We start from the raw sequence: 14,538 nt of genomic DNA, 5'->3' as shown, positions 1-14,538 counted from the left end.
TCCGGACTCCGCAGCCCCCCTGTCCACTATGTGATCAACGATTCACTCAGAGCAGTCGATAGTTATTCATGGATTGCGAGGCGAGTGGCCCACCTCACCTAGGATTTAGGTGGAAACTCTTAGGGTATACACACTTATGTCCGAGTTGGGACTTTTGGCGTTCGGGGCCTCGTCTGCCATAGTCGGAAGCACGACTTCCCCCCTTGACCCGAGCGAAGTCATCCGCCGAGGATCACACCCCCTTCGATCCTCGGCGCACCCATGAAACCCCCGCAGCGCCCCACCTCGGCGACAGGGGGTTTCTGGCTTTCCGGGGGTACCGCTACCGCACTACTGCCCCACCCGCCCGTCGACGCACTCGCGCAGCAGGTCGGCGTGCCCGGCGTGGCGGGCGTACTCGTCGATCCTGTGCACCATCAGCTCCCGGATCGAGACACCGTCCCTGCCGACGCGCTCACCCAGGTCCGCGTACCCGGCCAGGGCGGCGTCGGTCTCGGCCTGCTCGCGCTCCAGATCGGCGTACGCCGCGTCGACCACGGCCTGCTCGGCGACGGCCCCGTGGAAGTCCGCGTCCTTCGCGCCGTACAGCTTCGCCAGCGGTTCGTCGTCGGTGAGCCAGTTGCGCCAGTCCCGTTCCACTTCGGCGAGGTGCCGCAGCAGGCCGAGCAGCGACATCGTCGAGGGCGGGACCGACCGGCGGGCCAGCTGCCCCGCGTCCAGCCCCTCGCACTTCATCCGCAGGGTGATGCGGTAGTTCTTCAGGAAGTCCAGCAGCGTCGCGAGCTCGCCCTCCGGGCTGTCCCCGCTGTCGCGGAGGTCGTCGGCCGGGTCGGTCCACATGTCGGGGTAGACGGTCGCCCGGGTCCATCGTGCGGGTTGATCACTCATGCTCCGCATGATCGCCAGTGCCGGTCCGGATCCGCCACCCGGTTTCCCTCGGGACGGCCGCTACCGGTCCGCGACCCGCATCTCGAACCAGGTGATCTTGCCGCGCGGCAGCAGGTCGGCGCCCCAGCGGTCGGACAGCTTGTCCACGAGGAAGAGCCCGCGGCCCGTGGTGTCCAGCTCGTGCACCGGCATCAGACAGGGCAGCCCGCGCGAGGGGTCGCGCACCTCGACGCGGATCCAGCCGCGACGGCGCAGCATCCGTAAACCGAAGGAACGGGCCCCGGTGTGGCGCACCGCGTTCCCGACGAGTTCCGAGACCAGCAGGACGGTGTGTTCGGCGATCTGGGGCGAGAGGCCCCAGAACCGGATCACCACGCTCTGGGTGAGCCGGCGGGCGGTGCTCGCCGACTCGGGCATGGAGGGCAGGGTCACCTCCCCCTCGGCCGGATTCCCGTACGCCTCCAGCGCCTTGAGACCCTGTTCGTCCTCAAGCGCCGCCGTGAGCCGTACGGCAGAAGCGCTGTTACTGCGCTGCCGCGGCTGCTCCACACCCTCCAGGCCCGCCATGCACCCATCATGGACGGCCGGTGTGCCGCTCCGGGCCGTTCCGCGGGAAAACACCCCCCGGAACCATTGATTCCGGGAGGGTGCACCGGCATATGCGCAGGGCAACCAGGGGCCTGCGACAGCACTTTGACCTGCGGTGACAGCCCGTTTCGCGGCGATCACCCTGAGTGGATCACCGTTTCTCCTTAAGGCTCCCTTAAGGCCTGGCTAATCCACCCCCAGGGAGGAGGCCCGTCACACGGCCGCGCTCACACGACCGTGCTCATACGGCCGCTCTCACACGAACTTGGCCTTGCCCGGGCCCTCTTCGACGAAGCTGCGCATGCCGCGCTCGCGGTCCTCGGTGGCGAACAGGCCCGAGAACCAGTTGCGTTCGATGGTCAGACCGGTGTCGATGTCGGCCTCCAGTCCCGCGTCCACGCACTCCTTCGCGGCGCGCAGCGCGAGCGCCGGGCCCTGGGCCAGCTTGGCGGCCCAGGCGTGCGCCTGCTCGTACACCTCGGCGGCCGGCACGATGCGGTCCACCAGCCCGAGCGCGAGGGCCTCTTCGGCCTTCACCATCCGCCCGGTGAAGATCAGGTCCTTGGCCTTGGAGGGGCCGATCAGCCGGGACAGCCGCTGCGTGCCGCCCGCGCCGGGGATGAGGCCGAGCAGGATCTCGGGCTGGCCGAGCTTGGCGTTGTCGGCGGCGATCCGGTAGTCGGCGCACAGCGCGAGCTCGCAGCCGCCGCCGAGCGCGTAGCCGGTGACGGCCGCGACGACGGGCTTCGGGATCCGGGCGACGGCGGTGAAGGCGTCCTGCAGCCCGCGGGACCGGGCGACCATGGCCGCGTGGTCCATGGTCTGCATCTCCTTGATGTCCGCGCCGGCCGCGAACACCTTCTCCCCGCCGTAGAGGACGACCGTGCGCACGTCGGCGCGGTCGGTGGCCTCCACCGCGAGCTCGCGGAGCCGGTCCTGGGTGGCGATGTCCAGGGCGTTCATGGGCGGCCGGTCCAGCAGGATGGTGCCGACGCCTTCGGAGACTTCGAGAGAGATGGTCATACGGGGAAGGTTAGGGGCTGGGGGTCCGGGGGTCGCCCCCGGAAGGGCCCGGCACGCGAAGTGGCCCGGTGCCGTGGGTCACAGCACCGGGCCACTCCTACCGCGTACGGGATCCGCCTACTTGATCCACTCCGCCCAGTCCATGTTCCAGCCGTTGAGGCCGTTGTCCGGGGCGATCTGCTTGTCCTTGGAGTTCTTCACGACGACCACGTCGCCGATCAGCGACTCGTTGAAGAACCAGGCCGCCGGGGTGCTGTCGTCACCGGCGCCGCGGACGTCGCGCAGGCCGACGCAGCCGTGGCTGACGTTCTCCGAGCCGAAGGTGCCGGAGGAGGCCCAGTAGTTGCCGTGCACGAAGGTGCCCGACTGCGACAGCCGCATCGCGTGGGGGACGTCGGAGATGTCGTACTCACCGCCGAAGCCGACGGTGGCGCCGTTCATCCGGGTCACCTTGTACTTCTCGCTGATGACCATCTGCCCGTTGTAGGTGGTCGTCGCCGGGGCGCCCGCGGTGATCGGGATGTTCTTGAGGACCTGGCCGTCGCGGACGACCTCCATCTGCTTGGAGGAGGCGTCTACCGTGGTCACCTGGGAGCGGCCGACGGTGAAGGTGACCGTACGGGTCTGCTTGCCGTAGACCCCCGGGCGGCCCTCCACGCCGTCGAGGGCCAGCTTCACGGTGACCTTGGTGCCCGCGGCCCAGTACTTCTCGGGGCGGAAGTCGAGGCGGTCGTTGCCGAACCAGTGGCCCTCGACCGGGACGGACGGCTCCGCGGTGACCGTGATGGCCTTCTCGACGGCCTCCGGGTTGGTGATCCCCCGGGTGAAGTTGATCGACACCGGCATGCCCACGCCCACGGTCGAACCGTCCTCGGGCGTGTAGTGGCCCACGAAGGTGTTCTGCGGGGTCAGGGTGGAGAACGTGGTGTCCTTGGCGGACTCGCGGCCGGCCTCGTCCTTCGCGACCGCGTGCACCTTGTACTCGGTGGCGGAGGCCAGGTGCCGGGCCGGTTCCCAGCTCGCGCCGTCCGGGGCGAGCTTGCCCTCGACCGCGTTGCCCTTGGTGTCGGCGACGGTCACCGTGGTGAGCTTGCCGCCCGTGCTGGTTATCTTCAGGACGCCGCTGGTGGCGACCTCCTTGGCCCCGTCGTCCGGCTTGACGCTGACCACGGCCTTGGACGCCTCGGTGCCGGTCTTGCCGCCGCCCCCGGTCCCGCCGTTGTCCCCGCCGCTGCCCCCGCTGTTGCCGCCGCCGCTGCACGCGCTGGTCAGCAGCAGGGCCGCTCCCAGCAGAAGGGCCGGCAGGCCGGTGCGGACGCGGCCGCGTATCGGCTGCAGGTTCACTCGTGTTCTCCCCATGTCCCCCGCGCGCGGGCAGTCGCGCGCATGTCGACAGGTAATCACAGGGGAACAACACGAAAAGGCACGGTCTTGTCACCGTTCCGTCCCAAGTGCGGGGGGCCCGGGACGCGGGGACCTCAGTCGTCGGTACCGGGTTTGACGCCCCATACGTAGACGGCGTCGCCCTCCGTCAGCAGGTCCCACAGCCGCCGTGCGTCCGCCACCGTGAGGTTGACGCAGCCGGCGGAGCCGCCGTGTTCGAAGAGCGGGCCGGGTCGGCCGTGCAGGGCCTGGCCCGCGTCGAAGAACTGGGCGTAGGGCATGGGGGCGTCGTCGTACAGCGTGGAGACGTGGTCCTTGCTGCGCCAGTACACCTCGTGCCAGCCGGGGCGGGTCTCGTCCTCGTCGCGGCCGGTGCGGACGGGGACGGGCGCGAAGACGACGCGGCGGCCGCTCTGCACCCACAGGAGCTGCCGCTCCAGGTCCACGCAGGTCACGCGGTGGGCGCGGACCGGGCAGTCGCCGGCCGCGTTGGGGTTCGCGCGGGCGGCGACGGCGACCATCGTGCGGTAGGTGGCGAGGCCCGCGTAGCCGTCGGCGGGGGTGACCCCGTTCTGCCGCTGGAAGGCGCGGACGGCGAGGCAGTCGGCCGGGGACTGCCTCCCGTCGGAGGCGCGGCCCAGGTGGGCCTCCAGCTCCCGCTGGTAGGGGCCGGTGCCGGCCGTGCAGGCGGGCTCCGGCCCGGGGGCCGCCGTCGCGGCCGGGGCGCCGAGCGCGAGGACCGCGCACAGGACCGCGGTTCCGGCTGCCGTGACCGCCGCCTGACGTGTGGCCATACGGGCCTCCTCCGGCCCGCCGGCCGGGCCGCCACGCCCCAGCCAACCGGTCGGGGCGGCGGTGCGCCCGCGCGGGTGCGCCGCCGGAGTGAGCGGATCACTCCGGCGGCGCACCGGCCGGGTCGAGGCGGGGGCCGGCGCGGGGTCCGCGACCGCCCGCCGGTCACGGCACTAGCGGGGGCCTCCCGCCGGTCACGGCACTAGCGGGGGCCGCCCTTGCCGGGCTTGTGCTTGCCGGGCTTGCCCTTGCCGTGGTCGTCGCGCTTGTTGTGGAGCGTGACTTCGAGCGGCCTGCCCGAGGTGTTCGCGTCCAGCTCCAGCGGGCCGGTGACCCGGTCGCGGGGCAGGACGTAGCCCTCGGGGACGTCCGTCTCGACCAGGTAGTACCAGCCGGCGGAGAGCCCGTCGAAGTCACAGACGCCGTTGCGGTCGGTGGCGCAGCCCTGCGCCTCCTTCCGGTCGGGGTTGATGCCCCGGGTCTGGAGGCCTTCGGTGTGGTTGGTCTCCTTCCAGACCTCGAACACCGCTCCGCGCAGCGGACGGTTCGTCTTGGCGTCCTTCTTCAGGACCCGGATCGAGCCGTTCGCCTCCTCCTTCTTCTTGCGGTTGGAGACGTTGACGACGACGACCTCCTCGGCGTCGCCGTCCTCCAGTTCGAAGGCCGTGACCGGGTCGCGGGGCAGCTGGTAGCCGTCCGGGACGGCGGTCTCCCGCCAGTAGTACGTCTCGCCGACGGGCAGCTCGACCGTGCAGGTGCCCCGGGAGTCGGTGACGCAGACTCCGTCGAGCCGTGCGTCGGCGTCCTGGCCGGCCGTCTGAAGGCCTGGCCGGTCGTTGGTCTCGCGCCACAGCTCGAAGGTGGCCCCGGGCACGGGGTCGCCGGTCTTCTTGTCCGTCTTGCGCAGGACGACCTTCGCGCTGCCGTCCGGCTCCGGGACCCGATCGTTGTCGACCTGGTACCGGACACCGGCCGAGGCGTTCTCGGGGGTCAGGGTCAGCGGGAAGACCGGGTTCGCGGGCAGGACGTAGCCGGCCGGTGCGGCGGTCTCGCGCCAGTAGTAGGTGCCGGGCGGAAGGCCCTCGCGGGCGCACACCCCGTCGGCGCCCGTGACGCAGTCGGCGGTCTTGGTGTCGGCGCCGGGGCCCGCGACCTGGAGGCCCGGGCGGTCGTTGGTCTCGTGCCACAGCTCGAAGACGGCGCCGGCCAGGGGCTCGCCCTCGTCGTCCCGCTTGAGGACGGAGACGGTGCCGGTCACGGGGACGGGCGTGCGGGCGTTGACCGCCCGGGTGCGGGCCGTGCGGCCGTTGGCGGCGTCCTCGGCCGTCAGGGTCACCGGGAAGACCGGGTTCGGGGGCAGGTCGTAGCCGTCCGGTGCGGCGGTCTCCCGCCAGTAGTACGTACCCGGCTCGACGTTCTCCCGGGAGCACGCGCCGTCGGCCGGGGTCGTGCAGTCGGACACCTTCCTGTCCGGGGTGGTGCCGTCCGTCTGGAGGCCGGGGCGGTCGTTGGTCTCGCGCCACAGCTCGAAGACCGCGCCCGGCAGCCCGTTGCCGGCCTCGTCGACCTTGGTGACCGCGACCTCGCCCGTCACGGGGGGCGTGGTGCCGCAGGTGGGGAGGTCCCCGGTGAAGGGGTAGGCGTGGAACTCCTGGCCGCCGCCCCCGACGGTCTCGCTGCCGTGGGTGACGGAGCCCGTGGTGAAGAAGCGGCCGTTGATGCCGGGCAGGGTGACGGTGGTTTCGGAGGCCTGGTTGCCCATCAGGAAGCTGCCCTGGAACTGGCCGCCGCCGTTCAGGTTCACCGTGGCGGCGTCCGGGAAGTTCCACAGCAGCCGCTCGCGGTAGGCGTTGAGCGGGTCCTGGGCGTCGACGAGGGTGCCGCTGTAGGTGTTGATGGTGCGGGTGCCCGTTCCGAGGACGTTGACCAGGATGGTCGCGTTCGGCGGGATCTGCGCGAAGCGGACGCCCTGTACGGCGCCCGCCCTGCCGGCCAGGTCGGCGTCCACGTTGAAGACCTGGAGCGGTGAGCGGCCGTCACCGGTGAAGAGGGTCTCGAAGCCCAGGTTGGCGACGGTGCCGGTCGGCGGGCGCGGGCTGCCGTCGACCTTGGCGTAGCACTGGCTGGCGGCGCTGAGGCGGTCGCGCAGGCCCGCGTACCGGATGACGGCCTCGGTGTCGCGGGTGCGGGTGCCGGTCACGTCGCCGGTGAGGGTGCCCGCGTACCGGACGACGCCCCTGTCGGCGATCAGCGTCTCGCCCGCGGCGACGGTGACGTCGGCGCCGGTGGTGAGGAAGTCGGCGCCGTCGGGCGGCGGGACGAGCGAGCCGGCGCCGACGATGCCGACGTTGTAGCGGCTGTCCGCGCCGGTCTGCTTGTCCTGGTCGAAGCTGCCGAGGACGACGAGGCGGCCCTCGGCCTCGGAGGCCCGCCCGCGGACGCGGAACTCGCCGCCGGCGAAGATGTTCACCGCGTTGTCCCGGCCCTTGATCGTGCCGTCGCTGCCGATCTGCGGGAACGGGCTGGGGCAGTCGCCCGGGACGCAGGGACCGAGCCCGCCGGGCAGCGGGGCCCGCAGTGTGCCGGCCGCCGGGGGCCGGGTGCCGGGACCCTCGGCGAGGGCCGTGGGGGCCGCGGTGGCCAGTACGGCCCCGACGGCTAGCCCGAGGGTCCAGTTCCTTGCTGACATGACGCTCCGTCCGTATCCGCGCTGTGGGCCCTGTCAGGCTGCGGGCGGGCTTCGGCGCGGCGGAGGGACGACACCGTCGACTACGGCATTCCGGTCCGACAATCACTCGGTTGCTGCGTCCGGACGGCGGCCGGACGGGCGTCAGCTGCGGGCGGATCCGGCGACCCAGTCGGCCCAGGACATGTTCCAGCCGCCCAGTCCGTTGTTCGGGGACACCGTCTTGTCCTGGGAGTTCACCACCTCCACCACGTCCCCGACCAGCGTGCGGTCGAAGAACCAGCCGGCCGGGGTGTCCGAGCCGCCGCCCTTGTCGTCGCGCAGGCCCACGCAGCCGTGGCTGACGTTGGTGGAGCCGAAGGTGTCGGGGCTGGCCCAGTAGTTCCCGTGCAGGAAGGTGCCGGAGTTGGTGAGCCGGATGGCGTGCGGGACGTCCGGGATGTCGTACTCGCCCTTGCCCTCGTCGTCGGTGAAGCCGACGGTGGCGCCGTTCATGCGGGTCACGTCGAACATCTCCATCACCACCATCTTGCCGTTGTAGGTGGTGTTCTCCGGGGCGCCGGCGGTGATCGGGATCGTGGACACCAGCTGCCCGTCCCGGCGGACCTGCATGGTGTGCGCCTCGGCGTCCACGAGGGAGGTCTGGTCGCGGCCGACCGTGAAGCGGACGGTCTTTTCCTGGATGCCGTACGAGCCGGGCGCCCCCTCGACGTCGCGCAGGTCCATCTTCACGGTGACCTGGGTGCCGGGCTTCCAGTACTCCTTGGGCCGGAAGTCGAGGCGTTCCTCGCCGAACCAGTGGCCGACGACCTCCACGGCGGGGTCGGAGGTGACGGTGATGGCCCGCTCCACGTCCGCGCGTTCCTTGATGGCCCGGTTGAACTTGAAGGAGACGATCATGCCGGTGCCGACGGTGGAGCGGTGCTCGGGCTTGAAGTAGCCGATGAAGCGTTCCTCGGGGACGTAGGTGGTGAAGGTCGTGTGCCGGGCCTGGCGGCGGTTGTGCCCGTCGAGGGCGACCGCGTCCACGGTGTACTTGGCCGCGAGCGAGAGGCGTCCGGCCGCCGGGTCGGGGCTCCAGCTGAGGCCGTCGGCGGCGATGGTGCCGGGGACCCGCTCCTGCTGGGCGTCCTCGACCTTGGTGACCGTGACCCGCTCCAGGCGCCCCTCGGGGACGGTCACCCGCAGCGGGCCCTCGGCCGGGACCCCCTTCGTGTTGTCCTCGGGGGTGATCCTGATGGCCTCGGCGGGCGGCTTGGGTCTGCCGGGCACCTGGACCTCCACCGGGGGTCGGCCGTCCTTGGTGCAGCCGGCCAGCCCGCCCAGCAGGCCCGCCCATGCCGCCACGGCGGCCAAGCCCGCCCCTGCCCGCCTCGTCAGAAGAGTCACGAAGGATCCAACGACCGGCCCCCTCCGGGGGAAACGTGAGGGCGGGGCACGTTCCGGGCAGAACAGTCCGGGCAGAACAGTGTGAAGGACCAGACGGGGGCGGGCCCGGGCCGGGACGCCGGGGCCACAATCCCCTACCCCCGCCGGTACCCAGGAGCCGTGGAGGCGGGCAGTGTCGAGCGCAGCCGAGCAAGAGGCGGTGGATGCCGCCGAGGGCACCGCGAACGCGGTGAATTCCGTGAACGCCGTGCGGGAGCGGGTCCACACGCAGGTGTTACGGGTGTCCGCGCGCCCGGGGCCGCCCGTGTGGCCCGGGTCCTCGCACCCCCTGGGGGCCCGCTACCACGCGGGCCCCGACGGGGTCGCGGGCACGAACTTCGCGCTGTGGGCGCAGGGCGCGGAGGCGGTGGAGGTCTGCCTGTTCGACGGGGCCGGGACCGAGACCCGCTGCGCCCTGACCGAACTCACGCACGAGATCTGGCACGGGTTCCTGCCCGGCGTGCGCCCCGGGCAGCGCTACGGGTTCCGGGTGCACGGGCGCTGGGATCCCTGGACGGGGGTCCGGCACAATCCGGCGAAGCTGCTCCTGGACCCGTACGCCCGGGCCGTCGACGGGGACTTCACCCTGCCGCCGGAGGTGTACGGGCACGTCCGGGACTGGCCGCAGCAGTACATCGCCGACACGGTGCGCGACGACCGGGACTCGGCGCCGTTCGTCCCGAAGGGGGTGGTCGTCCACGATGACGACGACTGGGCGGACGACGTCCGGCCGAAGACCCCCTGGGCCGATTCGGTGATCTACGAGCTGCACGTGCGCGGCTTCACGATGCGCCATCCGGGTGTTCCCGAGGAACTGCGCGGCACCTACGCGGGGCTCGCCCATCCAGCGGCGGTCGAACACCTCTCGAAGCTGGGCGTGACGGCGGTGGAACTGCTGCCCGTGCACCAGTTCGCCCACGAGGACCACCTGCTGCGCCGGGGCCTGCGGAACTACTGGGGCTACAACTCGGTCGGCTACTTCGCCCCGCACGCCGGCTACTCCTCCAGCGGGACCGCCGGGCAGCAGGTCGGCGAGTTCAAGCGGATGGTGCGGGCCCTGCACGCGGCCGGGATCGAGGTCATCCTCGACGTGGTCTACAACCACACGGCGGAGGCCGGTGAGCTGGGCCCGACGCTGTCCCTGCGCGGGATCGACAACCGGGGCTACTACCGGCTCCAGTCCGACCAGCGCCGCTACGCGGACTACACGGGCTGCGGGAACACCCTGCACGCCGGGCGCCCGCACGTACTGCGGCTGATCACGGACTCGCTGCGCTACTGGGTCACGGAGATGGGGGTGGACGGCTTCCGCTTCGATCTGGCGGCGGCGCTGGCCCGGTCCATGCACGACGTGGACATGCTGTCGCCGTTCCTCGCGGTGATCGCCCAGGACCCGGTGCTGCGCCGGGTCAAGCTGATCGCGGAGCCGTGGGACGTGGGCTCGGGCGGCTACCAGGTGGGGGCGTTCCCGCCGCTGTGGACGGAGTGGAACGACCGCTACCGGGATGCCGTACGGGACTTCTGGCGCGGTGCGCTGCCCGACGTGCGGGACCTCGGGTACCGGCTGTCGGGGTCGAGCGACCTGTACGCATGGGGCGGGCGGCGGCCGTACGCCTCGGTGAACTTCGTGACGGCCCACGACGGCTTCACGCTGCGGGACCTGGTGACCTACGAGCGCAAGCACAACGAGGCGAACGGGGAGGACGGCCGGGACGGGACCAATGACAACCGGTCCTGGAACTGCGGGGTGGAGGGCGAGAGCGACGACGTGCGGATCGGGGCGCTGCGCCGGCGCCAGCTGCGCAACCTCCTCACCACGCTGCTGCTGTCGACCGGGGTGCCGATGCTGGTGGCGGGCGACGAGTTCGGCCGGACCCAGGGAGGCAACAACAACGCGTACTGCCAGGACAACGAGACGGGCTGGGTGGACTGGTCGCTGCTGGAGGATCCCGCCTGGAGCGAGCTGTTCGCGCTGACCCGCCGGCTGATCTCGCTGCGGCAGGCGCATCCGGTGCTGCGGCGCCGGGCCTTCTTCTCCGGCCGGGCGCAGGGCGCGGACGGTCTGCGGGACCTGGCCTGGTTCACCCCGGCGGGGGCGGAGATGACGGAGCGGGACTGGTACGCGCCGGCCGCCGCGGTGGGGCTGTACCTGTCGGGGCGGGACATCCCGGGCCGGGACGAGCGGGGCCGGCAGGTGACGGACGACAGCTTCCTGGCGCTGCTGCACGCCGGGGACCGGCCGGTGGAGTGGGTGCTGCCGGGGGCGCCGTGGGCGGGGGTGTACGAGCTGGTGCTGGACACCTCGCGGGAGTCGCAGGCCGCGGCGCCCGCGACCCGGCACCGCGGCGGGGAGGCCTTCACGGTGCCGGCCCGGTCGGTGGTGCTGCTGCGCGTGCTGACGTGACCGGGCCGGGGCCGGGGGCCGGCCCCGGGGGCCGGTCCGGGTCCCGGTCCCCCGTCAGCGGGTTTCGACCTGGAGCAGCATCCGCTTGAGGAGGGCGGCGAGGGCGGCGCGGTCGGCGTCGTCGAGGGGCTCGATCATCCGCGCCTCGGCGATGCCGCGCCAGCGCATGGCGTCGGTCCAGCGCCGGTGTCCCTCCCCGGTGAGCTCGACGTCGACGCGGCGGCGGTCGCCGGCCGCGCGGATGCGGCGTACCAGGCCGGACCGCTCCAGGGTGTCGAGGCGTCCGGTCATGCCGGCCGGGGAGAGCAGCAGTTCGGAGGCGAGTTCGGAGGAGGGGGCCCGCCAGGGCGCGCCGCGGGAGGCGAGGCGGTGCATCGTCTCGAACTCGAAGGCCTGGAGCCCGGTCTCGGCGAGGGCCCGCTCCTTGCCGTGCGCGACGTGTTTGGCCAGGAGCTGGATGCGGGTGATGACGGCCTCGGTGGGCACGTCGAAGGGGACCTTGCCGGTCCAGCGCGCGATGTGCCGGTCGACGGAGTCGTCGGCGCGGACCGCCGTGTCCGGGTGGCCGGCGGGGGGACGCGGGGCGGGGTGCGTCGTCCCGTGCGGTGCCGGGGTCGACCCCGTCTCAGTGCCCATGTCCGCATTATGGCCCGGCCGGTGGCGGCCCCGTGCCCACCCCCGCCCGAAAACATTTCGCTGGCGAACTCTTCGCTGGCGAAATAATCTTCCCGCATGACCCCGACCCTCTGGCGGCTGCTCGCGGGCCGCACCTGTGCCGCGTTCGCCACGGCCCTGATCCCGACCACCCTCACCCTCGCGGTGATGCGCACCGGCTCGGCGGGCGACCTCGGGCTGGTGCTCGCCGCCGAGATGCTGCCGATGCTGCTCCTGCTGCCCGTCGCGGGGGTGGCCGCCGACCGGTTCCCCGCCCGGCGGGTGGTGCTCGCCGCCGATCTGGTGCGGGCCGCCGCCCAGCTGGCGATCGGCGTCCTGCTGCTGTCCGGCCCGGTACGGGTCCCCGAGCTGGCCGCGCTGTCGGCGGTGACCGGGGCCGGCGTGGCCTTCGGCACCCCCGCCGCGCGGACCCTGGTGGCGGCCGTGGTCGCGGGACCGGGGCGGCTGCGCGCCAACTCCCGGCTGATGGTGGCCCAGGGCCTGGCGGCCATCGCCGGGCCGGCCGCGGCGGGGGCGCTGATGCTGGCCGCCGGGGCGGGCTGGTCCTCCGTGATGACCGGCGCGCTGTTCGCGGCGTCCGCCCTCACCCTGGGCGGCCTGCGGACCCCGGCCCGGGAGCGCTGCGGGGTCCGGGGCGGCTTCACGGCCGAGCTGCGCGCCGGCTGGAAGGAGACCCGCGGGCACCCGTGGTTTCTGGCCAACGTCATGGCGCACGGCGTCTGGCACCTGACCGCGGGCCTGCTCCTGACCCTCGGGCCGCTGATCGCCGTCGAGTCCCTGGGCGGCGAGGGCGCCTGGGTGGCCGTCGCCCAGGCCGGTACCGCCGGACTGCTCGCCGGGGCGTGGGCGGCCGGGCGGCTCCCCGTGCGCCGGCCACTGGTGTGGGTCGCGGCGGCCTCCGCGGCCTTCGCCCCGGCCCTGGCCGCCTTCGCCTTCCGGCTGCCGGTGGCAGTGTGCGCGGCCGCGTACTTCGTGGGCATGGGCGCGGTCGGACTGCTGAGCCCGCTGTGGGAGACCGAGATCCAGCGGCGGGTGCCGGCCGAGGCCCTGGGGCGGGTCGGCTCCTTCGACTCCCTGATCTCCTTCGCGGCCCGCCCGCTCGGGCTCGCGGTGGCCGCCCCGCTCGCCGCGGTCACCGGCACGGCCTTGCCGCTGCTGGCCGGGGCGGTGCTCGTGGCCGCCGCGAACCTGTCCGTACTACTGCTTCAGGACGTACGCGCGCATCCGGAGCGGAAGCCTTCGCCCGCCCTGCGATGATGTGGCCTTCATACGAACACGCGTGCACCAGCGCACGTGTGCCAACGAAGGGTTCAGGGGTACGCATGGCCAGAGTCGGGACCGCGCTGCGGGAGCTGCGCGGGGCGCAGAAGTCGGCGAAGGGGGTGTCGCTCTACTCGCGGTTCGTCAACCGGCCCGCCGGGCGCTACCTGGCCGCCGGATCGTACGCGCTGGGCCTCACCCCGAACCAGGTGACGCTGGTCAGCGCCGCCTTCAGCTTCGCCGCCGTGGCGGCGGTCGCGGTGGCCGCGCCCTCGTGGGGGCTGGGGGCCGCCGTGTGGGCCGCCCTCGCGGTCGGGTTCGCCTTCGACTCCGCCGACGGACAGCTGGCCCGGCTGCGCGGGGGCGGCAGTGCGGCCGGCGAGTGGCTCGACCACGTCGTGGACTGCGCCAAGCTGACCGCGCTGCACACCTGTGTGCTGATCGCCTTCTACCGCTTCCCCGACGACTACGGCACGGGATCGGACGGCTGGCTGCTGGTGCCGCTGGGCTTCCAGTTCGCCTCGGTCGTCACCTTCTTCGGCGGCCTGCTGACCGAGAAGCTCAAGCCGAAGCCGGCCCCCGGCAGCCCCGCCGCCGCGCCGTCGACCCTGCGCGCGGTGGCGTTGCTGCCCGTGGACTACGGGGTGTTCTGCCTGGTGTTCCTGCTGCTCGGCGGCGGTGCGCTGTTCCGCTGGGCGTACGCGGGACTCGGCGTCGTCGCCGTGCTGTTCCTGCTGGCGTTCCTGACGAAGTGGTTCCGGGAGCTCAGCGCCGTTCGGCGGTGAGCGCCTCGGGCCCGGCGAGGGGTTCGGCCAGGGCGTCCAGGGCCCGGCGCAGCTGGGTGCTGGACGTGTGGACGGTGTAGGGGAAGTAGACGACGTCGACCCCGTGGGCGGCGAAGTCCTTCTCCAGCCGGTCGCCCTTGGGCGTGCCCCGCCAGTCGTCCCCCTTGAAGATCACGTCGAAGCGGACCTGCTTCCAGGTCTCCACCTTGTCCGGGACCGTCTCGACGAAGGCGGCGTCGACGTACTTGACGCTGCGGACGATCTCCAGCCGTTCGACCAGCGGAATCATCGGGCGGCGGCCCTTGGCGAGTTCGGCCATCTCGTCGGAGACCACTCCGGCCACCAGGTAGTCGCACTGACTCCGGGCGTGCCGAAGGATGTTCAGATGTCCGATATGGAACAGGTCGTAGGCGCCGGGCGCGTAGCCGACCCGGTACGGTCTGCGCGCAGTCGGCCCAGGCTCGGACATATCGTGCTCCATCATCAGTTACCCCCCAGCGGCCACACCCCCCGGTGTGGCGGATTAGCAGACAATAGCGTGCACGTTCCTCACCCTGTCGGTGAACGAATAGGGTGACGTGCGCATCATCCAGGGGAGAAGGGGACGTTCAGTGTCCAGATCCGGT

Annotated in this window: 12 protein-coding genes; 3 read left to right on the top strand and 9 right to left on the bottom strand. The window is 72.4% G+C overall.

Going from position 1 to position 14,538, the window contains the following annotated elements; genetic code table 11:
- Positions 1 to 330 precede the first annotated feature (330 nt).
- The 7 genes from AC07B0_RS19375 to AC07B0_RS19345 all read right to left on the bottom strand — a co-directional run bounded on the left by AC07B0_RS19375 (position 331) and on the right by AC07B0_RS19345 (position 8,740).
- Positions 331 to 897, bottom strand: coding sequence for a DinB family protein (locus AC07B0_RS19375; protein ID WP_478863273.1), 567 nt, complete (start codon positions 895 to 897; stop codon positions 331 to 333).
- Positions 898 to 948: 51 nt separating this feature from the next.
- Positions 949 to 1,560 carry an ATP-binding protein gene (locus AC07B0_RS19370; RefSeq protein WP_356883372.1) on the bottom strand — a complete coding sequence of 204 codons (612 nt, stop codon included), beginning with the start codon at positions 1,558 to 1,560 and terminating at the stop codon, positions 949 to 951.
- Between the two features lie 171 nt (positions 1,561 to 1,731).
- A complete protein-coding gene (locus tag AC07B0_RS19365; RefSeq protein WP_356883370.1) occupies positions 1,732 to 2,499 on the bottom strand; it encodes an enoyl-CoA hydratase/isomerase family protein in 768 nt (255 codons plus the stop codon).
- 117 nt (positions 2,500 to 2,616) lie between these two features.
- Positions 2,617 to 3,858, bottom strand: a complete 1,242-nt coding sequence (locus AC07B0_RS19360; protein ID WP_469381556.1) for a L,D-transpeptidase — start codon at positions 3,856 to 3,858, stop codon at positions 2,617 to 2,619.
- Between the two features lie 119 nt (positions 3,859 to 3,977).
- Complete coding sequence (locus AC07B0_RS19355; RefSeq protein ID WP_356883368.1) at positions 3,978 to 4,676, bottom strand: L,D-transpeptidase family protein; 699 nt, start codon at positions 4,674 to 4,676, stop codon at positions 3,978 to 3,980.
- Positions 4,677 to 4,876: 200 nt separating this feature from the next.
- The gene (locus AC07B0_RS19350) at positions 4,877 to 7,363 is read right to left on the bottom strand and encodes a SpaA isopeptide-forming pilin-related protein (RefSeq protein WP_478898636.1); all 2,487 of its coding nucleotides are present in this window, start codon (positions 7,361 to 7,363) and stop codon (positions 4,877 to 4,879) included.
- A 141-nt stretch (positions 7,364 to 7,504) separates the two neighbouring features.
- Positions 7,505 to 8,740 carry a L,D-transpeptidase gene (locus tag AC07B0_RS19345; RefSeq protein ID WP_356883390.1) on the bottom strand — a complete coding sequence of 412 codons (1,236 nt, stop codon included), beginning with the start codon at positions 8,738 to 8,740 and terminating at the stop codon, positions 7,505 to 7,507.
- 181 nt (positions 8,741 to 8,921) lie between these two features.
- On the opposite strand from AC07B0_RS19345, the gene glgX reads away from it, so the two are divergent.
- Positions 8,922 to 11,192: a glycogen debranching protein GlgX gene (gene glgX / locus AC07B0_RS19340; protein ID WP_356883364.1), complete on the top strand. Its 2,271-nt coding sequence runs from the start codon at positions 8,922 to 8,924 to the stop codon at positions 11,190 to 11,192.
- Between the two features lie 54 nt (positions 11,193 to 11,246).
- Here glgX and AC07B0_RS19335 read toward each other — a convergent pair whose 3' ends face one another.
- Positions 11,247 to 11,828, bottom strand: coding sequence for a MarR family winged helix-turn-helix transcriptional regulator (locus tag AC07B0_RS19335; protein ID WP_478898635.1), 582 nt, complete (start codon positions 11,826 to 11,828; stop codon positions 11,247 to 11,249).
- A gap of 96 nt (positions 11,829 to 11,924) precedes the next feature.
- Here AC07B0_RS19335 and AC07B0_RS19330 point away from each other — a divergent pair, with 96 nt between their 5' ends.
- Together AC07B0_RS19330 and AC07B0_RS19325 are read left to right on the top strand one after the other, a co-directional pair.
- Positions 11,925 to 13,124, top strand: coding sequence for an MFS transporter (locus AC07B0_RS19330; RefSeq protein ID WP_469381560.1), 1,200 nt, complete (start codon positions 11,925 to 11,927; stop codon positions 13,122 to 13,124).
- A 65-nt stretch (positions 13,125 to 13,189) separates the two neighbouring features.
- Positions 13,190 to 13,912, top strand: coding sequence for a CDP-alcohol phosphatidyltransferase family protein (locus tag AC07B0_RS19325; RefSeq protein ID WP_356883358.1), 723 nt, complete (start codon positions 13,190 to 13,192; stop codon positions 13,910 to 13,912).
- Here the strand turns inward: AC07B0_RS19325 and AC07B0_RS19320 are convergent.
- Positions 13,893 to 14,381 (bottom strand): FAD synthase family protein, encoded by a 489-nt coding sequence (locus tag AC07B0_RS19320; protein ID WP_356883356.1) that lies wholly within the window; start codon positions 14,379 to 14,381, stop codon positions 13,893 to 13,895. The genes AC07B0_RS19325 and AC07B0_RS19320 overlap by 20 nt on opposite strands.
- Between the last annotated feature and the right edge of the window lie 157 nt (positions 14,382 to 14,538).

The sequence above is a fragment of the Streptomyces sp. NPDC044704 genome (assembly GCF_056433525.1).
The sequence above is the reverse complement of the archived record's forward strand: the minus strand, read 5'-3'. Positions and strand labels throughout refer to the sequence as shown.